This window comes from Streptomyces sp. NPDC020681 (genome assembly GCF_044334895.1).
GTDB lineage: Bacteria > Actinomycetota > Actinomycetes > Streptomycetales > Streptomycetaceae > Streptomyces.
This window is the reverse complement of record NZ_JBIRTX010000009.1, coordinates 176,650-196,922: the sequence shown is the minus strand read 5'-3', so window position 1 is coordinate 196,922 and position 20,273 is coordinate 176,650. Positions and strand designations below refer to the sequence as shown.

Here is a 20,273-nt window from a genome sequence, read left to right as displayed (position 1 = left end):
GGCGGCGGCACTCCCGGACAAGGACAGCCCGCCGCCCCCGGGTCTCCCTATCCCGACGTAGCAGAACAGGAGACCTCAAGCATGACACCTGACAGCAAGCCTCCGAGGCCACGCGCCATGAATCACCTGGACGGGAACCACCTGCGCACCGCACTGGAATTGGCTGCGGCTAGTGTGCCGCCGCTACCTCTGCGGGCAGGGAAGGTGCCGTTCGGGAACTGCCGTGCGTGCGCGGGCAGCGCCTGCGGTGGGCGGCCGAACATGAAGAGCCCGGGCACTTGCCGGTGCCCGGCCGTGTGCCACGGCTGGGCAGCCGCCACGACCGACACCAACGTGCTCACCTCCCCTGCATGGACTGCGGCGTGGCGGGAGGCTCAAGCGGTCGCTTACCACCCCGGCGGTGCCCGGTTGACCGTCGTGGACCTGGACAACGCGCAGGCCATCGCGTGGGCGCGGGAGAACCTGCCGCCCACCAGGACTGTGCCCACCACCCGTGGCGAGCACTGGATCTACCGCGGGGCTATGCGGTCGGCCAACTCGGTACGGCCGGGCGTGGACATCAAGTCCCGTATGGCCTACGCCCGTTGGCTCGGACCCGGTACGGGCACCATGGCGGCCCTGCCATCTGCCGTCCTGGCCCTGGTGGCGGGGGAAGAGACCACCTCCGCCCGCGGGGAGGTGGTCTCTTCGGTCCCCGTGCGCGCCGCGTGGGACGCGACTGTGGCCACCGGATGCCGCCACACCGAGCGCTACGTACGCACCGGCCTGGAGCGAGGTCTGGCGATGGTGCGGGCCCGCACTGAATCGGGTGCCGGATCGCAGGTGTTCGGGGTCGCTCAGTTCCTGGCCAAGCAGCACGCGCAGTGCCCCGGACCGTGCGGCCTGGAAGCCCTGGGATGGCAGATCGTCACTGCGGCCGTGTCCGTCGGTGTCCCCGAGGCGTACGCGGAACGGGCCGTCGCCAACGGTCTCGGCATGGGCAGTGGGAGGGCGGCGTGAGCACTCGCCCCAACACCCCGCACGCCGCTCGACGGGCCCGCCTGCGGCTGGTCGTGGGCGCGCAGAAGGGCGTCGCCCAAGGCGTCCCCATTGCTGTTCGCCCTGACCCGCAGACGGATGACGGGCGTCGCCCGGTGGCGGAGCTGCACATCGTGGCCCCGCCCGACTGGTCGGTGACTCCGTCCGCCCGCTCCTGGTGCTCGTGCGGCCGCGAGCGCAACGCCAGCGGTCGCGCCGCCGTACTGGGGCTCGCGGCGGACTACGCCGAACACCGTGACATCTGCCATGAGTTGTACCGGATTGAGGAAGGAGGAATGGCCGTATGAGCATCCCCAACGACATGAGCCCTGACCTGTGGGAGGGCTTTGACCAGCTCGACCCCGAGCAGATCACCGGCCCGGCGTGGGACGAACCGGTGCCCATCACGGCCCGCCCGCCGCTGCCCACGTTTCCCGTGGGCGCTTTGCCCGCGTGGCTGGGGGACATGGTGCGCGGTGTCGCGGAGGAGACGCAGACCCCGGTCGACCTGGCCGGATGTTTGGCGCTGGCCGTCGTTGCGACGGCTGCCGGCGGCCGGGCCAAGGTGTGCGTGCGGGGGAACTGGCGCGAGCCGGTGAACATCTACACCGCCGTGGCCCTGGACCCCGGCAACAGGAAGTCCGCCGTGTTTGACCTCATGGTCCGCCCCCTCCTCGCGGCCGAGAAGGCCCTCATCGAGCTATCGGGGCCGGTGCGGGCCGAGGCGGAGACCACCGCGCATCTGGCGAAGGCCGCAGCCGACAAGGCCGCGCAGAAGGCCGCTGCCGCCGACCCGGCACTGAGGGACGCGCTCGCGACCGAGGCCATCGAACTCGCCCAGGTCGCAGCAGAACTGCGCGTTCCTGCTATCCCTCAGCTCGTGGCGGACGATGTGACGCCTGAGAATGTCGGCACCCTGTTGGACCAGCAAGGCGGACGCATCGCCTGCCTCAGTGCCGAAGGTGAGCTGTTCGACATCATCGCCGGGCGGTACACCGGCAAGCCCAATATGGGCATGTTCCTCAAGGGCCACGCCGGGGACATGATCCGCGTCAACCGCCAGGGCCGCGAGGCCCAGCACATCGACGCCCCCGCGGTGACCGTGGGCCTGGCCATCCAACCCGAAGTGCTGGACTCCCTGGCCCGGATCGACGGGGCCGACGGCCGGGGCTTGCTCGCCAGGTTCCTGTACTCCAAGCCCCTGTCCCTGGTTGGCAGCCGCAACCTCGCCCCGGACCTCCTGGACGAGCAGGTAGCTGCCACCTACGCCAAGCAACTCGGCGGCCTCACACTGGCGTTGGCGGACTGGACGGATCCCGCGATCCTCACCCTCACCCCCGAGGCGAACACGGTGATCCTGGCGTTCCAGAAAGTCACCGAGTCCCGGCTGGGGAAAGACGGCAGCTTCGCCCCCATCGTGAAATGGGCCTCCAAGCGGGACGGAGCCGTGGCCCGCATCGCAGGACTCCTCCACCTGGCCACCCACCCGGAGGACGGATGGCACCGGCCCATTGAGGGCGCCACGATGGCAGCCGCCACCGAGCTGGGCGACTACTTCACCGCACACGCCCTGGACGTGTTCGACGTCATGACCGCAGCCCCCGCCCGCGATGTCGCCTACACCGTCCTCACCCACCTGCACGCCAGCGGTATGGACGGCTTCTCCAAGCGGGAACTGTTCCGGGCCCTGCCGCGGGCGGACTTCCCCGCCATCGGCGACCTGGACCCGGCGCTGGCGCTCCTCGAAGAACACGGCTGGATCCGCCAACAGCCCCTTCCCCCGCGCAGCGGGCGCGGTGGCCGGCCACGCTCCCCGCGCTACGAAACCCACCCTCGCATCGCCCGGCCCGCCTGACAGAACCCCCAGAGCTCTGCCAGAACTGACACAACCCCCCGCCATGGACACTGACCTGCACAAACGCTCGTGATCGCGGCCGTGACAAAACCTCCGAAAACTCTGACAGAACCTCACGGGCCCCGAACCGGGGCCCGTGACAGAACTCCCCTCCCGGAGGTTCTGTCAGAGTTTTTTCAAGTTCTGTCACAAGATCACGAACCGGCGAAACCACAGGTCAACGGCCTAGCAGGGAGGTTCTGTCAGTTCTGTCAGCACATTCCGTCCTCCCGCCCCCTTCCAGGAACTCAAGGAGATGCCCCCTATGGGCTCGCTGACAGCCATCAGGAGTGAGTCTTGAACGAACACGGCAACCCCAAGACGTTGACTGACGCTGACCCGACGCTGGTTCTCCTCACCGTCGAAGAGGCCGCCCGCCGACTCCGCATCGGCCGGACCACGTGCTACAGGCTCATCCGCTCCGGCGAACTGGAATCGATTCCTGTCGGGCACCTCCGACGCGTGCCTGTCGACGCGCCGGCCGAGTACGTAGCCCGCCGGCGCACCGCCCAACGCGCAGCTTGACGACGCCCGAGGCGGCGGCACTCCCGGACAAGGACAGCCCGCCGCCTCGGTCTTCATCCCGACATCCAGAAACAGGAGCCTGCCTGTGGCAGAGAACGAGAAGCGCACCCGACAGCCGAACGGCCGGTCCTCGATCTATCTCGGCAAAGACGGCAAGTGGCACGGCCGCGTCACCGTCGGCGTACGCGACGACGGCACCCCGGATCGCCGCCATGTCGAGCGCAAGACCCGTGCGGAAGTCACCGATGCCGTGAGGGAGTTGGAGCGGCAACGCGCAGCCCAGACCGTACGCAAGCCGGGCAAGCCCTGGACGGTCAAGGCGTGGCTCACGCACTGGATCGACAACGTCGCCCCACTCGGAGTCAACGACAACACGATGGTGGGGTACGGCGTGGCCATTCGGAAGCACCTCATCCCTGGCCTGGGTGCTCACCGACTCGACAAGCTCAAGCCGGAACAAATCGAAGTCTTCTACGCGAAGATGCAGGCCAACGGCAGCAAGCCCGCGACCGCTCACCAGGTGCACCGCACGTTCCGGACTGCTCTCAACGAGGCGGTGCGGCGCGGCCACCTCGGGAAGAACCCCGTCCAGTTGGCCAAGGCTCCGAAGACGGGTGACTACGAGGTGGAGCCTTACACCGTGCAAGAGGTACAGCGTCTACTCAAGGCCGCCGACCGGCAACGCAACTCCGCACGCTGGGCCGTTGCACTCGCCCTCGGACTGCGTCAGGGGGAGGCGCTGGGCCTGAAGTGGGAAGACGTGGACCTTAGCGGTGGGTTCCTGGTGGTCCGCCGCAGTCGCCATCGGCCGCAGTACGCGCATGGGTGCCCCGAGCCCTGCGGACGCAAGGCCGGGTACTGCCCCCAGAGGCGACGCAGTAACCCAGAGACCGCCACGACCAAGTCGCGTGCCGGCCGCCGCGCGGTCGGTCTCCCAGAACAGCTCGTCGACCTACTACGAGCGCATCGCAAGGCCCAGGGCGCAGAGCGTCAGGCGGCCGGGAAGCGCTGGACGGAAGGTGGTTGGGTGTTTCCCGACGAACACGGCCGCAGCCCTTCCCACCGCAAGGACTGGGCAGAGTGGAAGGCCCTACTAGCAGAGGCGCAAGTACGAGACGGGCGTTTGCACGATGCACGCCACACGGCTGCCACGGTTCTGCTCATCCTCGGTGTACCCGAGCGCGCCGTCATGGGCCTCATGGGGTGGTCGACTACCGCTATGGCTGCGCGCTATCAGCACATGGTGGACGCCGTGCGTGCCAACATTGCGAGGCAGGTCGATGGGCTGATCTGGAACACCTCGACGGATGGACCCGAAGACGAAGGCGGTTCCGCTGGACCGCCCGTGCCGACCGACTGAGATCGGGCAGAGTCGGCCAGCCCGCGACACTGTCTGACTCGCTGTCATCTGCACTCGGACGTGATCACTCCCTGAGCCTTCCACATCCCAAGCCCGGCAACGAGCGGTCACAGGTGAAGTCGCGGTCTCCTGGTCGTGCCCGACGGAGTCGAACCGGCTTCTGGCTGCGGCTTCTGATGTGGCAAAAGTTTTTTTGAGGTGGAGGGGTACGAATTGGCGCCCGACGCGGACTAACGAGTCGAGTGCCTCGGGTCGTGCCGAGTTCTCCGGACTGTCGAGGGACGACGGTCTGTACGACGGAGAGGGACCACCGCAAAAATGCCCCCTTCGATCACACCCGCGCAAGGGGAGCCGGAACTTCCGGCAACCCTGCGGGGCAGTCCGAGCATCGGCATTGACGCCGAGGCTCCCCTGCAAGGCCGCGAGAGTGCGACACCTGCGGACGAGATGGACGGATCTCAGCTCATCGACGTAGTTGAGTGGGCTGTAGAGAATCAGTCTCGAATTGACAGGTGGGCCAGACGCTGGGAACGGATCCCAGAGGAGGCCCGACAACTCGGGCAGGACATCCTCACGAAGACCCTTCATTCAGGGGCGGGTAAGAAAGTGCAGTACCCGGTCACTTATGTGTGGAGAATCGCGTGGGGGGTAGCTTGCGATCACTACGAACGCAAGGTTAAAAGCCCGCAGTCAGTTGCGCTCGGTGCGGAGCATGAAGAAATCCCCAACAGAGTGTCCGGGGAGAGTGCATATGGGCTTCGGTCCGTCATGCGCTCAGCGATCTCGCAACTGCCGCGCAGGCAGAAGCAGGTTATATGGCACAGGTACTACGAGGGCCGTCTCTGGGAGGATGTTGCCTCCGAGTTGGGCATCTCTGTAGGGGTGGCCAAGAAGTATCACTTCAAGGCCCTAGGAAACCTACGGAAAGGGCTGAGTGCCGTGGGAATTACGAAGGAGGATTGGAGGGATCAACTTGCCCCATGAGGACCTGCTAGAGAGCCTCCGTCTGGACGCTCGGGTTCTCGCCCGCAGACTCACCGCGCTGGGACACGCCGATGCGGCGGCTGCCGCCGATGAAGCGTTGTACCAGGTCTACTCGGTGTTCCGCGGGGCCTGGGACCGGGAAGGTCGCCGCGAGGCGACCGCCCCGGTCCCCGGCTGGGGTCTGGGCGAGAAGGAGGAAGCTGCCGCTGTGTTGGCCGGGGATCACGACGTCCTCGACGAGTACAAGCGGCGCGCGGAGCAAGGTGACGCGGGAGCTGCACGCCGAGTCGCCGAACTCTTGGAGCTGTTGAACGAAGTCACAAAAGCTGAGCGGTGGTGGCGCTTGGCAGCGGATCTTGGTGATCCGGACGCGGTCGACTACGTCGACGACTTTGTGTCCAACGGCTCCTCAGTCTGAGACCAAAGGAAAGTGATATCCGGAAAGAAAGGAGAGACTAGATGGAGGAGGTGAACTGGCCCGCTCGAAGGGTGGATCGCCGCATTGCGGCGATACTCCGAGCGCGGCAAGTTCCAGCAATCCTCGTCACCCTTGTAGCGATCCTGATCTCCAGCGTCATCTTGGGGATCAGCGACAGGATTTCGCTGCTCTGGTGATCTGAACAACGCAAGGGCGGTGGCCGCAGGTTCGGGGGAACTGAGGCCACCGCCTCTTTCTGTTGTGGGGGTACGAAACAGAGCCGCCGGCGGTCTCTTGGGGTAGATGCCCAACAGAGAGGCGGAGTCGACGAGATGTCGAGCGGCGAGCAGGAAGACAACAGGCAGACGGCGGAGCGAAATCCGCGCGCGTGGTGGAAGATCACTCGGCGAGTCGTGGTCAAGGTCGGATTTCACGTAGCCCTGGGTGGGGGCCTGGACGACCTCGGCGAAGTGATCCAGAGCGCCATCGAGGAGGTCGAGGAGACGGTCCACGAGGCCGTAGACGCCGTGGAGGACTTCACCGATCGGACACCCCACGATTCGAGGGAGTACTGAGACGAGAACTGAGACGGACGCACAAAAGGGTGGCATCCTCTCGCGGATGCCACCCCTCGTTTTGCCTGGTCGAGTAGCTGGAGGCCGTGACCGGAATCGAACCGGCGTAACTCGCTTTGCAGGCGAGTCCCTGACCACTCGGGCACACGGCCGTGTGTCTCCCGGTGAAGCAATGACTCGACCGTAGGCGGGCCGCCTCGCCTCGCTCAAGAGAACCGGGCGGGCTGCAATACGACTGCCACACGGCGTTCATGGTCGTACGACCAAGGGACCAGCGGGGTCCCGACTCGCGACAGGGTCCAAGGCTCGTCATGCCCCTTACCGTGGGGCCATGACCGCCCTCGAACCCCGTGACGCCGACGTCAAGCCGCCCTCAGCCGCACCGCAGTACGGGGTTCTCGGCAGGGACCATCGTGCCCTCAGCATCGGCATCGTCTCCGTCGTCCTCCTCATCGCCTTCGAGGCGACCGCCGTCGGGACCGCGATGCCCGTTGCCGCGCGCGAGCTGCGTGGGGTCGAGTTGTATGCCTTTGCCTTCTCCGCGTACTTCACCACCAGCCTCTTCGCCATGGTGCTCTCCGGGCAGTGGGCCGACCGGGACGGGCCGCTGCGGCCGCTGGCCGTCGGGATTTCGGCGTTCGGGGCCGGGCTGTTGCTGTCCGGGACCGCGGGGAGCATGTGGATGTTCATCGCCGGGCGGGCCCTTCAGGGGCTCGGGGGTGGGCTGGTGATCGTTGCGTTGTACGTGGTCGTCGGGCGTGCGTACTCGGAAGCGCTGCGGCCCGCGATCATGGCTGCGTTCGCCGCGAGCTGGGTGATCCCGTCCGTTGTGGGGCCCCTCGCCTCCGGGACGGTGACGGAACAGCTCGGCTGGCGCTGGGTGTTCATCGGGATACCCGTGCTCGTCGTGTTTCCGCTGGCGCTCGCGCTGCCCGCGATCCGGCGGATGGCGTCGGGGCCCGCGGATCCGTCCGCGCCCCGGCAGGCCTTCGACGCGCGGCGGATCCGGCTGGCGCTGGGGATCTCGCTGGGGGCCGGGCTGCTGCAGTACGCGGGCCAGGATCTGCGGTGGGTCTCGCTCGTGCCGGCGGTGGCGGGTGCGGCGCTCATGGTGCCGGCGGTGCTCGGGCTGCTGCCGCGCGGGACGTACCGGGCGGCGCGCGGGCTGCCGTCGGTCGTGCTGTTGCGGGGCATCGCCGCCGGGTCCTTCATCGCCGCCGAGTCCTTCGTGCCGCTGATGCTGGTCACTCAGCGCGGGCTGTCGCCGACCATGGCCGGGCTTTCGCTGGCGGTGGGTGGGGCGACGTGGGCTTTGGGGTCGTACGTACAGTCCCGGCCGCGGGTCGAGCCGTACCGGGAACGGCTGATGCTGACCGGCATGGTGCTCGTCGCCGCCTCGATCGCGACCGCGCCGAGTGTGCTGATCGAGTCGGTGCCCGTGTGGATCGTCGGCGTCGCCTGGGGGTTCGGCTGCTTCGGCATGGGCATGGTGATCGCTTCGACGAGCGTGCTCCTGCTGAAGCTCTCGGCGCCGGAGGAGGCGGGCTCGAACTCGGCGGCGCTGCAGATCTCGGACGGGCTGTCGAACGTGCTGCTCCTGGCGGCGGGCGGGGCGGCGTTCGCGGCGCTGGGCGGAGGCGCGGTGGGGGGCCATGTCTCGGATGCGTCCGGTGCTGCCGGCGCGCATCCGGCGGCGTTCGCCGCGGTGTTCCTGCCGATGGCGGCGGTGGCCCTGGTGGGGGCATGGGTGGGGACGCGCCTGCGGGGGCGGTGAGTAGGGAGAGTGAGCCGGGGCAGCGAGCCGGGGCCCCGCCCCGCGCTGCCACCCGCCCCCGCCCCCGCGTCGCGCTGCCACGCGCCCCCGTTGTGACACTCGCCGCATCCGCCCGCCCCACGGCCTCGTCCGCGCCGGCCCGCGACCGTCGCACCGGTAGGGTGGCCCGGTTGTCGTACCTAATGCCGTAACCGAGGGCCCGGATCGGAGACCGTGACCACTACCGCCTCCCACCACCTCTCACCCGCCTTTCCCGGCCGCGCACCCTGGGGCACCGCCGGGAAGCTGCGTGCCTGGCAGCAAGGGGCGATGGACCGGTACATCCAGGAGCAGCCGCGTGACTTTCTCGCCGTCGCGACACCCGGCGCCGGTAAGACCACCTTCGCGCTGACGCTCGCGTCCTGGCTGCTGCACCACCATGTCGTGCAGCAGGTGACCGTCGTCGCGCCGACCGAGCATCTGAAGAACCAGTGGGCCGCCGCGGCCGCGCGGATAGGCATCAAGCTCGATCCCGACTACAGCGCCGGGCCGTTGAGCAAGGAGTACCACGGCGTCGCCGTGACGTACGCCGGTGTCGGCGTGCGGCCCATGCTGCACCGCAACCGCTGTGAGCAGCGCAAGACGCTTGTCATCCTCGACGAGATCCATCACGCCGGTGACTCCAAGTCCTGGGGCGAGGCGTGTCTTGAGGCCTTCGACCCGGCGACCCGGCGGCTCGCGCTGACCGGTACGCCGTTCCGGTCCGACACGAATCCGATTCCGTTCGTCGCGTACGAAGAGGGCAACGACGGGATCCGGCGGTCCGCCGCGGACTATACGTACGGATACGGGAACGCCCTCGCCGACGGTGTCGTGCGGCCCGTGATCTTCCTGTCGTACAGCGGCAACATGCGCTGGCGCACCAAGGCCGGTGACGAGATCGCCGCCCGGCTCGGTGAGCCCATGACCAAGGACGCCATCTCGCAGGCCTGGCGCACCGCGCTCGACCCGCGTGGCGACTGGATGCCGAACGTGCTGCGCGCCGCCGATCAGCGGCTCAGTGAGGTACGGAAGTCCATCCCGGACGCGGGCGGTCTGGTGATCGCCTCCGACCAGGACTCGGCACGCGCGTACGCCAAGCTCATCCGCGAGATCACCGGCCGCGGCGCGACCGTCGTGCTCTCCGACGACACGGGCGCGTCCAAGCGGATCGACGAGTTCAGCGAGGGCGACGACCGGTGGATGGTCGCCGTACGCATGGTGTCCGAAGGCGTTGACGTGCCGCGGCTCGCCGTCGGTGTCTATGCGACGACCATTTCGACGCCGCTGTTCTTCGCGCAGGCCGTCGGTCGTTTCGTACGGTCCCGGCGGCGCGGCGAGACCGCGTCCGTCTTCCTGCCCACCATCCCCAATCTCCTCGGCTTCGCCAACGAGATGGAGGTCGAGCGCGACCATGTGCTCGACAAGCCGAAGAAGGACGGCGAGGAAGACCCGTACGCGGAGTCGGAGAAGGAACTCGCCGAGGCCGAGAAGCAGCAGGACGAGGACACCGGCGAGCAGGACATGCTGCCCTTCGAGGCGCTGGAGTCCGACGCCGTCTTCGACCGGGTGATGTACAACGGCGCCGAGTTCGGCATGCAGGCGCACCCCGGCAGTGCGGAGGAGCAGGACTACCTCGGCATCCCCGGGCTCCTCGAACCCGACCAGGTGCAGCTGCTGCTGCAGAAGCGGCAGGCGCGGCAGATCGCGCACAGCCGCAAGAAGCCGGACGAGGAAGCGGATCTGCTGGAGCTGCCGGCCGAGCGGCGGCCGGTCGTCTCGCACAAGGAGCTGCTGGAGCTGCGAAAGCAGCTCAACACGATGGTGGGGGCGTACGTCCACCAGAGCGGGAAGCCGCACGGGGTGGTGCACACGGAGCTGCGGCGGGTGTGCGGCGGGCCGCCGAGCGCGGAGGCGACCGCGGGGCAGATCCGGGAGCGGATCAAGAAGGTGCAGGAGTGGGCGACGCGGATGCGGTGACGTCCGGTCTCGGGTGAGGCCGGCGTACGGACCGCGCTGCGGTCATGCGGTCATGGTGTCGCTTTGACGGCGAAATGCGGATCAAGCGGTCGTACCGCGCCCCGCCGCGCCCGGATTCTGGACGAGGGCTTCCGCTGAGCGAACCAGGTCGCTACTGTCCCCGGCATTGCAAACGCCCCGTGGCAGCGCCGCCGCGGAGCGCAGTCGGTGTGCCATGGCCTGCCGGCGGCCTCTGGGTGCGACGCCGACGGGACCGGTGTCGCGATTGCCGTGTGAGGACCGCCGTCACTCACTCCGAAGGAGAGGGCGTCGTGACCGCGGAGACCTCCCAGACGCTCGACCGGGGACTACGTGTCCTCAAGCTGCTCGCGGACACCGACCACGGGCTGACCGTCACCGAGCTGTCCAACAAACTCGGTGTCAATCGCACGGTCGTCTACCGGCTGCTCGCCACGCTGGAGCAGCATGCGCTCGTACGACGTGACCTCGGCGGCCGCGCCAGGGTCGGCCTCGGCGTGCTGCGCCTCGGCCGGCAGGTGCATCCGCTGGTGCGGGAAGCCGCGATGCCCGCGCTGCGGGCGCTCGCGGAGGACATAGGCGCGACCGCGCATCTGACGCTGGTCGACGGTGCGGAGGCGCTGGCCGTCGCGGTCGTCGAGCCGACGTGGACGGATTACCACGTCGCGTACCGGGCCGGGTTCCGGCACCCGCTGGACCGCGGGGCCGCGGGCAGAGCGATCCTGGCGGCGCGGCAGGGGCAGGCGAACGACCCCGGCTACACGCTGACGCACGGCGAGCTGGAGGCGGGCGCGAGTGGGGCGGCGGCGCCGCTGGTGGGGGTGACGGGGATCGAGGGCAGCGTGGGTGTGGTGATGCTGGCGGACTCGGTCCCGGAGCGGGTCGGCCCGAGGGTCGTCGACGCGGCCCGAGAGGTCGCGGACGCGCTTCGGTAGTCGCGGGAGCCGGGGCCGGTCCCGTGCGTGCTCTGTGAGGTCGCGCACCAGTAGCGCGGGAGCCGGGGCCGGGCTGGTCGTGTGCGTACCCCGCCCCGATACATTGACCCCGTGCTCTCCAGTCTCACGCGTACCCGCGCCCTCATCCTCTGCGCGCTTCCGATCGTCGCGCTCTTCGCCGTCGCCGGGTTCGCGCCGCTGCCGTACGTGCTCGCGCAGCCCGGTACGACCGCGAATGTGCTCGGGGACGACCAGGGCACTCCCGTCATCACCATCAGCGGTGCGCCGACCCGGAAGACCGAGGGCGCCCTGCGGATGACGACCATCGTCGCGACGGGGCCGTCCGCCGATGTGTCTCTCGGGGATGTCGTCGACGCCTGGTTCCAGACCGACAAGGCCGTCATGCCCGTCGACTCCGTCTATCCGCCCGGCAAGTCCGAAGAGGAAGTCTCCCGGGCCAACCTCGAGGACATGGAGGAGTCGCAGGACGACGCGACCATGGCCGCGCTCGCCTATCTCGACGAGGACCCGGCGAAGGTGAAGGTCGACCTGCAGCTCGCCGACATCGGCGGGCCGAGCGCCGGGCTGCTCTTCTCGCTCGGGATCGTCGACAAGCTCGACGGCGACGGTGCGGGCGGCGATCTCACCGGCGGCCGTGACATTGCCGGTACGGGAACGATCAGCGCGGACGGTGAGGTCGGCGCGGTCGGGGGCGTCTCGCTGAAGACTCAGGCGGCCAAGCGGGACGGGGCGACCGTGTTCCTGGTGCCGAAGGGCGAGTGCTCGGACGCGCAGGCCGAGCTGCCGGACGGACTGCGGCTGATTCCGGTCACGACCCTGAAGGGTGCGGTGGACTCGCTTCGGGCTCTGGAGAGGGGCGGGAAGGTTCCCGCCTGTTGAGGTCCTCGGGGCCCTCAGGATTCCTGGGTCCTGTCCCTGTCCCTGTTCCTGGCCCTGCCTTGTGCCCGGTGGCCGGAGCCGTGTCCATGTCGCGCCAGCTCGGGAAGACCGCCGGTGCGAGTGTCGCCGCGAAGTACAGTCCGCCGAGTGCCAGCAGTGCCGCCGTCAGGTCCGTCCGTTCCACGAGGTAGCCCGCGGCGAGGCCGCCGAGCGGTGACGTCAGAAGAACTCCGGCGGTGGTCACGCCCGTGACCCGGCTGCGGAGTTCGTCCGGGATCCGTTCGAAGATGATCGTGGTCAGGATCGGGTTGAGCATCCCGGCCCCGAGTCCCGCCACCGCCATCGTCGCGGCCAGCGGCGCCGTGCCGTCGGTGAACGCCGCCACCACGAACCGCGGCATCCCGGCCAGCAGGAACGCGACCGTGAACAGCGCCCGCCGCGGAAAACGGTGCCCGACCGCGCCGTACAGCAGCGCGCCGAGCAGTGCGCAGCCCGCCATCACCGCTACCAGCAGGCCGAGATGGCCCGCGCCGCCGAGGTTCTCCTTGGCGTGAACCGGCAGGAGCACCGCGTTCCAGCCCTGGTCGAGGCCGTTGGTGAGCATCACCATCAGCACGATCGCCAGGAGGAGCCTGCTGCGCAGCAGGAAGGCGCAGCCCTCGCGCAGTTCGGCCCGGTACGGGGAGCGCGGGCTCTGCCGTGGATCGCCCGCGCTCAGGCTCCGTAACCCCGCGAGGATCAGCAGCGCGGAGCCGCCGAAGGTCGCGGCGTCCAGCAGCAGCACCGCCTCCGCGCCGGTGAACGCGATCAGCAGGCCCGCGAGCGCCGCCCCGGCCATCCGGGCTCCGCGCGAGACCGCGTCGAAGAGGCTCGCGGCCCGGGAGAGTGGTGTGCCCGCCGCCTTCGCGAGGTCGGGAATGAGGACGGCGCGCGCGGTCTCGCCGGGCGCGTGGAAGAGGCCCGTGACGGCCATCAGCGCGCACAGCATCCAGAACGCCAGCACGCCCGCGTAGTGCAGCAGCGGGATCGCGGCGACGGCCAGCGCGCAGACGAGGTCGGAGCCGATGCTGACCCGGCGGCGGCCGATCCGGTCGATGACCGGGCCGCCGGCGATCGCGGAGACGACGACCGGCAGGGTGGCGCAGAAGGCGACAAGACCGGCCTTGGCGGGACTGCCCGTGGTCTCCAGCGCGAACCACGGCACGCCGACCAGCGTGAGCGAATTCCCGGTGATGGACACGGCGTTGGCGGCCAGCACACTCGCCAGCGGCCCGCGTCCGGCCTGCGCCTTCACGCGGTGCGCGCCGTCTGCGCAGGCCGCTGCTGTACGAGCCGGAGTTCCAACTCGACGAGTCTCCAGCCCAGTTGCGTACGGATCGGGGGACGGCGAGGGCGCATCGCGTACCCGGCGGCCTCGCGTCGCAGTTCGGCGGCGCGTATGGAGTGCAGCAGCAGATGGATGGTGGGATCCACGGCGTTGTCCTCTCAGCCGGTGGCGCGCGGGAAGGAATGGAGATGCATACGGACCTGGGCGACGTCCTCGGACTCGGGGCGAGGCGTCGAGTCCCGGTAGCTCTCGATCAGTTCGTGGACCTTCTGGTTGAGCTCATGGGCCTGCTCCGGAGTCAGCCGCAGCGTGAAGTCGCTGATTTCCGAGCTGCGGCGCCAGGCCTCGGGCCACTCGCGCGAGGTGCCGAGCCAGGTGCCGACCTCCTGGGTGTGGAGCGTGGCGACCTCGTGCAGGAAGAGGTCCGCCGCCCCGCGCACCGCCGGATCGGGGTCGTCGAACAGGGAGTCGTCCATGCTCGTCCCCTCCTCCGCGGCCTTCCACCAGCGCTCCCGGCCCTTGCCGCGCTCCGGGGCGTCCTCGACGAAGCCGTGCGCGGCGAGCTGGCGCAGGTGGTAGCTGGTCGCGCCGCTGGATTCCCGCAGCCGGACGGGCCCACGAAGATCACCGTCTCGCCGGCCTTGATCTCCAGCGAGACATTGTCCACCGCGGGGTTGGCGCTGCCCGGATAGCGCTTGGTGAGGTTCTCCAGCTGGATGGTGGCCCCGGACTGGACAGCGGCTCCGGCCCGGACAGTGGCCGAGGAGGCGGTGTTCCGGGGCGAGGCGGCGTTCTCAGGCACGGATCCCCCTCGAGATGGTCAGCCGTCCGAGCAGGACGTACCCGGCGTCGAAGAGCAGCGCGAGAATGACGATTCCGAGCGTGCCGGAGAGGACCTGGTTGATCGCGTTGGCGCTGCCGAGCGAGGCGATGCCGCGGAAGATCTCGTTGCCGAGACCGGGCCCGGAGGCGTACGCGGCAATGGCGGCGATCCCCATCAGCATCTGCGTGGCGACCCGGATCCCGGTGAGGATCGGCGGCCAGGCGAGCGGCAGCTCGACGCGCAGGAGCCGTGCGGTGCGGGACATGCCGATGCCCGTGGCCGCGTCCACCAGCGAGGGGTCCACACCGCGCAGCCCGACGATGGAGTTGCGCACGATCGGCAGCAGTCCGTACAGCGTCAGAGCGATGACCGTCGGCGCCACGCCGAGTCCGACCGCCGGGATCAGCAGACCGATGAGTGCGAGGGAGGGGATGGTGAGGAAGGCGGCCGTGCTGGTGATGGCGAGGTTCCCGGCCCAGCTGCGGCGGTACGTCAGCACGCCGATGAGGACGCCGAGCAGGGTGGCGATCAGCATGCACTGGAGGACGGCGCTGGCGTGCTGGTAGGCGTCGGTGAGCAGTTGCTGGTGCCGGTTGCCGACATACTCCCAGAAGCTCACGCCGCGTCACCTCAGCCGTCTTCGTCCTCCGCAGCCTGCTCCACCAGCGGGATGATCCGCAAGGGCACGGGATTCTCCATGACGATGGCGGTGGAGGCCCGCACAATGCCATCAAAACCGACAACCCGGTCGATCACCCGCTGGAGATCGGCGTTGGAGCGGGCCACCAGACGGCAGAGCATGTCCCCGTGCCCGGTGGTCGTGTGCAGTTCGAGCACCTCGGGCACGGTGGCCAAATGGGCCCGCACGTCCGCGCCTTGTCCCTGCTTGATCTCCAGGGTCGCGAAGGCGGTGACGGGATAGCCGAGCGCCGCCGGGTCGACATTCGGCCCGAAACCGCGGATGACTCCATTGGACTGAAGGCGGTCGAGCCGCGCCTGGACGGTGCCGCGGGCCACGCCGAGCCGGCGGGAGGCCTCCAGCACGCCGATCCGCGGCTCGCGCGCCAGCAGGACGATGAGCCGGCCGTCCAGATGATCGATCGCCATTGCCTCTCCCGAGTGGTCATCCTGTACAGATGTCCCCTCCATGGTGCTCCAAGGCTGTACAGATTGCCCAGAGGAATTGCGAACTGTTGCGCACCTTGTGGATCGGGTGGAGCCTGCGGCTATGACTGAGACCATCGATCACACCCCCAACACCGCGCGCAAGGCCGACCCCTTCCCGGTCAAGGGAATGGACGCGGTCGTCTTCGCCGTCGGCAACGCCAAGCAGGCCGCGCACTTCTACTCCACGGCCTTCGGCATGAAGCTCGTCGCCTACTCCGGACCGGAGAACGGCAGCCGCGAGACCGCGAGTTACGTGCTGGAGAACGGAGCCGCGCGCTTCGTCCTCACCTCCGTCATCAAGCAGTCCACGGACTGGGGCCAGTTCCTCGCCGGCCATGTCGCCGAGCACGGCGACGGCGTCGTCGACCTGGCCATCGAGGTGCCGGACGCGCGCGCCGCGTACAAGTACGCCACCGAGCACGGCGCCCGCGGCATCACCGAACCGTACGAGCTCAAGGACGAGCACGGCACCGTGGTGCTGGCCGCCATCGCGACGTACGGCAAGACCCGTCACACGCTGGTCGACCGCTCCGGCTACGACGGTCCCTACCTGCCGGGCTTCGTCGCCGTCGCCCCGATGGTCGAGCCGCCGGCCAAGCGCACCTTCCAGGCCATCGACCACTGCGTCGGCAATGTCGAGCTCGGCAAGATGAACGAGTGGGTGGCCTTCTACAACAAGGTCATGGGCTTCACCAACATGAAGGAGTTCGTGGGCGACGACATCGCCACCGAGTACTCCGCGCTGATGTCGAAGGTCGTGGCCGACGGCACGCTCAAGGTGAAGTTCCCGATCAACGAGCCCGCGATCGCGAAGAAGAAGTCGCAGATCGACGAGTACCTCGAGTTCTACGGCGGCGCCGGAGTCCAGCACATCGCGCTCGCCACGAACGACATCGTGGCGACGGTACGCGCCATGCGGGCGGCGGGAGTTCAGTTCCTGGACACGCCCGACTCGTACTACGACACCCTCGGCGAGTGGGCCGGCGAGACCCGCGTGCCGGTCGAGACGCTGCGCGAGCTGAAGATCCTCGTCGACCGCGACGAGGACGGCTATCTGCTGCAGATCTTCACCAAGCCGGTGCAGGACCGGCCGACGGTCTTCTTCGAGATGATCGAGCGGCACGGCTCGATGGGCTTCGGCAAGGGCAACTTCAAGGCGCTCTTCGAGGCGATCGAGCGCGAGCAGGAGAAGCGCGGAAACCTGTAACCCGCCTCTGCTGAGCAGCTGCTGAGCGACTGCGGCCCCACGGATCCTGATCCGCGGGGCCGCACGGGTGTTTACGATCGGCGGCGTGTGCGCACATGTGATGGTCGCCGAGGACGACGAGAAGCAGGCCGAGCTGGTCCGCCGTTATCTGGAACGGGAGGGCCATGCCGTCACGCTCGTACGGGACGGCAGAGCGGCCATCGAGTCCGTCCGCCGGCGGCCTCCCGACCTGCTCGTCCTCGATGTGATGATGCCCCGCGCCGACGGCCTGGACGTGCTGCGCGTGCTGCGGGCCGAGGCCCGGGAGCTGCCGGTGCTGATGCTGACGGCCCGCAGTACGGAGGACGATCTGCTGCTCGGTCTCGACCTCGGCGCGGACGACTACATGACCAAGCCGTACAGCCCACGGGAGTTGATGGCCCGGGTCCGCACGCTGCTGCGCCGCACCCGGCTGGGCCCGCCCGCCGACCGGGTGCTGTCGGTCGGCACTCTCGCCGTCGACCCGGACCGGCACGAGGTGCGCGTCGACGGTGACCAGGTCGAGTGCACGCCGGGCGAGTTCCGCATCCTCGCCGCGATGGCCGCCGAGCCCGACCGGGTCTTCACCCGGCAGCAGCTGCTCGAGGAACTGCACGGCTTCGACCGCTACATATCCCACCGCACCGTCGATGTGCACATCATGAATCTGCGCAAGAAGATCGAGCCGGCGCCGCGGCGGCCCGCCCGGCTGCTCACGGTCTTCGGCGTCGGCTACAAACTGGCGGACCCGGCGAAGGCGAAGAGCGCCGGCCGTGGCTGAGGGCCGGCGTCGGCAGGGCCCGCCTCGTGAGGGCCGGCGGCTGCCGCTGCGCAAGAGCCTGCTGGGCCGGCTGCTCGCCGTGTCCGCGCTGGTGGCCGCGTGCTCGGTGGCGGCGACGGCCTGGCTGGCCGTGCAGACCACATCCGGCGCGATCAAGCAGGAGCAGGGCCAGAACCTCACCGACGACGCCCGGATCTACCACACGCTGCTCGGCCATGCGGCGACCCGTCCGCAGTGGGACGGCGTCGAGAAGACCGTGGCCGACCTGGCCCGCCAGTACGGGCGGCGGATCACGCTCACCACCCAGCGGCGGGAGCCGATCGCCGACTCCGCCACCCAGAAGTCGCCGCCGGCGCTGCCCGCGAAGGCCTCGGCGGTCGTCGACCCGCTGTCCGCCGACACCGCTCTCACACCCGGCGCGCAGCAGGTCGAGGGTGACACGGACCGCATCGACCCGCGCGCGGTCGGGCCGTTCCGGCTGCCGTCGGCCGAACGCACACAGCTGCGGACCTCGGCCGACCGGACCGTGGACTGCCTGCGCCAGTACGGCCTCGCCGCCGACATCCTCGACAGTCCCGGCGGACGCCCGCGCATCCAGGTCGTCGGCAATGACATCGACCGCATCGAAGGCACTCGCTGCTCGCTCGACGCGCTGGACCGGCCCACCGCGACCGAGACCAAGGCGCTCACCGCGCTCAACCAGTTGGCCGATGCCTGCCTGAAGCGCCAGGGCAAGGCGGGCGTACGGCTCAGCCTGGACCTGTCCTGGACGAGATACCCCGCGCCGGACAGCAGCGGCGAGCCGCGCCCGATCCCGGCCGCGCCGATCGTGCGCGGCCCGGCCGGCAGCGCCGAGGACCGGGCCGTCGCGTCCTGTGTGGGCACCGCCCGCCGGGAACAGCTCGGTTCGTACGTCTCGTCGCCCGCGCTGCTGTTCATCGCCGACCCCGACGGCACGACCGTCCCCGGTTTCGACCTGTCGCCGGGCAACACCGCCCGTATCGCGGGCGTCGCGGCGCTCGTCCTCGCGCTCACCGTCGGCGCTTCCGTGCTCGCCGCCACCCGCCTCGTACGGCCGCTGCACGCGCTCACCGGCGCCGCGCAGCGGATGAAGGACGGCGAGACCTCGGCACCCGTCCCGGTCACCGCGGACAACGAGATCGGCCGGCTGGCCGCCGCGTTCAACGACATGTCCGCGCACCGGGCCCGGCTGGAGGTCCAGCGCCGGGCCATGGTCAGCGATGTCGCGCACGAACTGCGCACCCCGCTGAGCAATATCCGCGGCTGGCTGGAGGCGGCCCAGGACGGACTCGCCGACCCCGACCCCGCCTTCGTCTCCTCGCTGCTGGAGGAGGCCGTGCAGTTGCAGCACATCATCGACGACCTCCAGGACCTGGCCGAGGCCGACGCGGGCGCGCTGCGGCTGCACCTCGAAGCGGTACGGATCGACGAACTCCTCGCCCAGGTCGCGGCGGCGCACCAGGCCGGAGCGGACACGGCGGGTGTCACGCTGAAGGTCTCCGCCGCCGATGCCCCTGCCGCGGCCGTGGATCTGATCGCGGATCCGGTGCGGCTGCGGCAGGCCGTCGGCAACCTCGTCTCCAACGCCGTACGCCACACACCGCAAGGCGGCACGGTCACACTGCGCGCGTACGCCGACGGGGACCTGGCGGTCGTGGAGGTCGCCGACACCGGCAGCGGGATCCCGGCCGACGACCTGCCGCACGTCTTCGACCGCTTCTGGCGCGCGGAGAAATCACGCAGCCGCCGCACAGGAGGCAGCGGACTCGGTCTGTCGATCGTGCGCAAACTGGCCGAGACCCACGGCGGTTCGGCGGACGCGGCGAGCACGGCGGGCGAGGGGTCGGTCTTCGCGCTGCGGATCCCGGCGGCCGGGCCCGAGCCGGGGGCCGCGATGAACGCTGATACGAAGCCCACAGCGATCTGACAGCTTCTTCACAACTTCAGGCCAGCCTGCGGTCACCTGACTTCCGCTGGAATGGAGCACATCCCCATGTACCACCGTCTGTCCCTGCGCGCCCTCACCGTCGCCACCGTGGCAGCCGCCACGGTGCTCGTCCCGGTCGCTTCGGCGTCCGCCTCCGACCCGACGCCCCGACCCTCCGCGCCGGCGGAGCGGACGCCGGAGCCCGTACGCGGCGACTCCGGCGACTCGTCGGAGCGGGTCACGCGCACGCCGCGCGGCGGCGTGGCCGCGGGCGACAAGCCGACCCCGGCCCCGGCCCGGGACCGCGTCACGCGCACCCCGCGCGGTGGCGTCGCCGCAGGCGAGCGGCCGGCCGGCGAGAACGGCGGCAGCACCGCGCTCGCCGGGTCGGCCGTCGCCGTCGCGCTGCTCGCGGGCGCGGGCACCGTCGTGGTGCGCCGCCGTGCGCACGGCAACGGCTGACCCACCCGCTCCGTGGGGGGCCCCCCCACGGGGCGCCCCCGCCCCCAAACCCCCCCCCCGGGCCACCGATCGCCCGGGCGTCCCACGCCGGCACCCCCGCCGACCAGCCCCCCGCCCCGGCGGGGGGGGCGCCCGCCCCCCG

Annotated in this window: 22 protein-coding genes, 1 tRNA gene and 1 pseudogene; 17 read left to right on the top strand and 7 right to left on the bottom strand. The window is 69.7% G+C overall.

Going from position 1 to position 20,273, the window contains the following annotated elements; translation table 11 throughout:
- Positions 1 to 81: 81 nt before the first annotated feature.
- The 9 genes from ACH4YL_RS23005 (at position 82) to ACH4YL_RS22965 (ending at position 6,773) form a co-directional block, all read left to right on the top strand.
- Positions 82 to 999 carry a DNA primase gene (locus tag ACH4YL_RS23005; protein ID WP_398509280.1) on the top strand — a complete coding sequence of 306 codons (918 nt, stop codon included), beginning with the start codon at positions 82 to 84 and terminating at the stop codon, positions 997 to 999.
- Positions 996 to 1,325: a hypothetical protein gene (locus tag ACH4YL_RS23000; protein ID WP_398509279.1), complete on the top strand. Its 330-nt coding sequence runs from the start codon at positions 996 to 998 to the stop codon at positions 1,323 to 1,325. The genes ACH4YL_RS23005 and ACH4YL_RS23000 overlap by 4 nt, the downstream gene beginning before the upstream one ends.
- Positions 1,322 to 2,872, top strand: a complete 1,551-nt coding sequence (locus ACH4YL_RS22995) for a YfjI family protein (RefSeq protein WP_398509278.1) — start codon at positions 1,322 to 1,324, stop codon at positions 2,870 to 2,872. Before ACH4YL_RS23000 ends, ACH4YL_RS22995 begins: the two co-directional genes overlap by 4 nt.
- Before the next feature lie 336 nt (positions 2,873 to 3,208).
- Positions 3,209 to 3,436 (top strand): helix-turn-helix domain-containing protein, encoded by a 228-nt coding sequence (locus tag ACH4YL_RS22990; protein ID WP_398509277.1) that lies wholly within the window; start codon positions 3,209 to 3,211, stop codon positions 3,434 to 3,436.
- 85 nt (positions 3,437 to 3,521) lie between these two features.
- On the top strand, positions 3,522 to 4,796 hold the full coding sequence (locus ACH4YL_RS22985; RefSeq protein WP_398509276.1) for a tyrosine-type recombinase/integrase: 1,275 nt from the start codon (positions 3,522 to 3,524) through the stop codon (positions 4,794 to 4,796).
- Between the two features lie 447 nt (positions 4,797 to 5,243).
- Complete coding sequence (locus ACH4YL_RS22980; protein ID WP_398509275.1) at positions 5,244 to 5,780, top strand: sigma-70 family RNA polymerase sigma factor; 537 nt, start codon at positions 5,244 to 5,246, stop codon at positions 5,778 to 5,780.
- Complete coding sequence (locus ACH4YL_RS22975) at positions 5,770 to 6,198, top strand: hypothetical protein (protein WP_398509274.1); 429 nt, start codon at positions 5,770 to 5,772, stop codon at positions 6,196 to 6,198. The genes ACH4YL_RS22980 and ACH4YL_RS22975 overlap by 11 nt, the downstream gene beginning before the upstream one ends.
- Positions 6,199 to 6,239: 41 nt before the next feature.
- The gene (locus ACH4YL_RS22970; RefSeq protein WP_398509273.1) at positions 6,240 to 6,395 is read left to right on the top strand and encodes a hypothetical protein; all 156 of its coding nucleotides are present in this window, start codon (positions 6,240 to 6,242) and stop codon (positions 6,393 to 6,395) included.
- Between the two features lie 135 nt (positions 6,396 to 6,530).
- A complete protein-coding gene (locus tag ACH4YL_RS22965) occupies positions 6,531 to 6,773 on the top strand; it encodes a hypothetical protein (RefSeq protein WP_398509272.1) in 243 nt (80 codons plus the stop codon).
- A 78-nt stretch (positions 6,774 to 6,851) separates the two neighbouring features.
- On the opposite strand, the gene ACH4YL_RS22960 is transcribed toward ACH4YL_RS22965, so the two are convergent.
- Positions 6,852 to 6,925: transfer RNA gene (locus ACH4YL_RS22960), tRNA-Cys, on the bottom strand.
- A 179-nt stretch (positions 6,926 to 7,104) separates the two neighbouring features.
- On the opposite strand from ACH4YL_RS22960, the gene ACH4YL_RS22955 reads away from it, so the two are divergent.
- The 4 genes from ACH4YL_RS22955 to ACH4YL_RS22940 all read left to right on the top strand — a co-directional run bounded on the left by ACH4YL_RS22955 (position 7,105) and on the right by ACH4YL_RS22940 (position 12,398).
- Positions 7,105 to 8,547 carry an MFS transporter gene (locus ACH4YL_RS22955; protein ID WP_398509271.1) on the top strand — a complete coding sequence of 481 codons (1,443 nt, stop codon included), beginning with the start codon at positions 7,105 to 7,107 and terminating at the stop codon, positions 8,545 to 8,547.
- A gap of 213 nt (positions 8,548 to 8,760) precedes the next feature.
- The gene (locus tag ACH4YL_RS22950; protein WP_398509270.1) at positions 8,761 to 10,545 is read left to right on the top strand and encodes a DEAD/DEAH box helicase; all 1,785 of its coding nucleotides are present in this window, start codon (positions 8,761 to 8,763) and stop codon (positions 10,543 to 10,545) included.
- Positions 10,546 to 10,856: 311 nt separating this feature from the next.
- A complete protein-coding gene (locus tag ACH4YL_RS22945; protein ID WP_398509269.1) occupies positions 10,857 to 11,498 on the top strand; it encodes an IclR family transcriptional regulator in 642 nt (213 codons plus the stop codon).
- Positions 11,499 to 11,609: 111 nt separating this feature from the next.
- Positions 11,610 to 12,398 carry a PDZ domain-containing protein gene (locus ACH4YL_RS22940; RefSeq protein ID WP_398509268.1) on the top strand — a complete coding sequence of 263 codons (789 nt, stop codon included), beginning with the start codon at positions 11,610 to 11,612 and terminating at the stop codon, positions 12,396 to 12,398.
- Here ACH4YL_RS22940 and ACH4YL_RS22935 read toward each other — a convergent pair.
- The 6 genes and pseudogenes from ACH4YL_RS22935 to ACH4YL_RS22910 all read right to left on the bottom strand — a co-directional run bounded on the left by ACH4YL_RS22935 (position 12,328) and on the right by ACH4YL_RS22910 (position 15,655).
- Complete coding sequence (locus tag ACH4YL_RS22935) at positions 12,328 to 13,692, bottom strand: MFS transporter (protein WP_398509267.1); 1,365 nt, start codon at positions 13,690 to 13,692, stop codon at positions 12,328 to 12,330. The genes ACH4YL_RS22940 and ACH4YL_RS22935 overlap by 71 nt on opposite strands.
- Positions 13,689 to 13,871, bottom strand: a complete 183-nt coding sequence (locus tag ACH4YL_RS22930) for a hypothetical protein (RefSeq protein WP_398509266.1) — start codon at positions 13,869 to 13,871, stop codon at positions 13,689 to 13,691. Before ACH4YL_RS22930 ends, ACH4YL_RS22935 begins: the two co-directional genes overlap by 4 nt.
- A 12-nt stretch (positions 13,872 to 13,883) precedes the next feature.
- The gene (locus ACH4YL_RS22925; RefSeq protein WP_398509373.1) at positions 13,884 to 14,201 is read right to left on the bottom strand and encodes a hypothetical protein; all 318 of its coding nucleotides are present in this window, start codon (positions 14,199 to 14,201) and stop codon (positions 13,884 to 13,886) included.
- A gap of 122 nt (positions 14,202 to 14,323) precedes the next feature.
- Positions 14,324 to 14,527 (bottom strand): annotated as a pseudogene (locus ACH4YL_RS22920) (polyamine ABC transporter ATP-binding protein); the annotation flags it as partial.
- The gene (locus tag ACH4YL_RS22915; protein WP_398509265.1) at positions 14,520 to 15,167 is read right to left on the bottom strand and encodes an ABC transporter permease; all 648 of its coding nucleotides are present in this window, start codon (positions 15,165 to 15,167) and stop codon (positions 14,520 to 14,522) included. The pseudogene ACH4YL_RS22920 and the gene ACH4YL_RS22915, both read right to left, overlap by 8 nt.
- Before the next feature lie 11 nt (positions 15,168 to 15,178).
- A complete protein-coding gene (locus tag ACH4YL_RS22910; protein ID WP_398509264.1) occupies positions 15,179 to 15,655 on the bottom strand; it encodes an Lrp/AsnC family transcriptional regulator in 477 nt (158 codons plus the stop codon).
- A gap of 121 nt (positions 15,656 to 15,776) precedes the next feature.
- Between ACH4YL_RS22910 and hppD the strand changes: the two genes are divergently transcribed.
- The 4 genes from hppD to ACH4YL_RS22890 all read left to right on the top strand — a co-directional run bounded on the left by hppD (position 15,777) and on the right by ACH4YL_RS22890 (position 20,131).
- Entirely contained in the window at positions 15,777 to 16,922 is a 1,146-nt protein-coding gene (gene hppD, locus ACH4YL_RS22905) for a 4-hydroxyphenylpyruvate dioxygenase (protein ID WP_398509263.1), read from the top strand.
- An 85-nt stretch (positions 16,923 to 17,007) separates the two neighbouring features.
- Positions 17,008 to 17,721: a response regulator transcription factor gene (locus ACH4YL_RS22900; protein ID WP_398509262.1), complete on the top strand. Its 714-nt coding sequence runs from the start codon at positions 17,008 to 17,010 to the stop codon at positions 17,719 to 17,721.
- Positions 17,714 to 19,669 (top strand): sensor histidine kinase, encoded by a 1,956-nt coding sequence (locus ACH4YL_RS22895; protein ID WP_398509261.1) that lies wholly within the window; start codon positions 17,714 to 17,716, stop codon positions 19,667 to 19,669. Before ACH4YL_RS22900 ends, ACH4YL_RS22895 begins: the two co-directional genes overlap by 8 nt.
- Before the next feature lie 66 nt (positions 19,670 to 19,735).
- Entirely contained in the window at positions 19,736 to 20,131 is a 396-nt protein-coding gene (locus tag ACH4YL_RS22890; RefSeq protein ID WP_398509260.1) for a hypothetical protein, read from the top strand.
- Positions 20,132 to 20,273 lie beyond the last annotated feature (142 nt).

What these genes read in the sequence shown, in the direction of transcription:
- ACH4YL_RS22925 (WP_398509373.1), bottom strand. Translation starts at nt 14,201, where the DNA reads ATGGACGACTCCCTGTTCGACGACCCCGATCCGGCGGTGCGCGGGGCG.
- ACH4YL_RS22890 (WP_398509260.1), top strand. Translation starts at nt 19,736, where the DNA reads ATGTACCACCGTCTGTCCCTGCGCGCCCTCACCGTCGCCACCGTGGCA.
- ACH4YL_RS22995 (WP_398509278.1), top strand. Translation starts at nt 1,322, where the DNA reads ATGAGCATCCCCAACGACATGAGCCCTGACCTGTGGGAGGGCTTTGAC.
- ACH4YL_RS22910 (WP_398509264.1), bottom strand. Translation starts at nt 15,655, where the DNA reads ATGGCGATCGATCATCTGGACGGCCGGCTCATCGTCCTGCTGGCGCGC.
- ACH4YL_RS22955 (WP_398509271.1), top strand. Translation starts at nt 7,105, where the DNA reads ATGACCGCCCTCGAACCCCGTGACGCCGACGTCAAGCCGCCCTCAGCC.
- hppD (WP_398509263.1), top strand. Translation starts at nt 15,777, where the DNA reads ATGACTGAGACCATCGATCACACCCCCAACACCGCGCGCAAGGCCGAC.
- ACH4YL_RS23005 (WP_398509280.1), top strand. Translation starts at nt 82, where the DNA reads ATGACACCTGACAGCAAGCCTCCGAGGCCACGCGCCATGAATCACCTG.
- ACH4YL_RS22965 (WP_398509272.1), top strand. Translation starts at nt 6,531, where the DNA reads ATGTCGAGCGGCGAGCAGGAAGACAACAGGCAGACGGCGGAGCGAAAT.
- ACH4YL_RS22970 (WP_398509273.1), top strand. Translation starts at nt 6,240, where the DNA reads ATGGAGGAGGTGAACTGGCCCGCTCGAAGGGTGGATCGCCGCATTGCG.
- ACH4YL_RS22980 (WP_398509275.1), top strand. Translation starts at nt 5,244, where the DNA reads ATGGACGGATCTCAGCTCATCGACGTAGTTGAGTGGGCTGTAGAGAAT.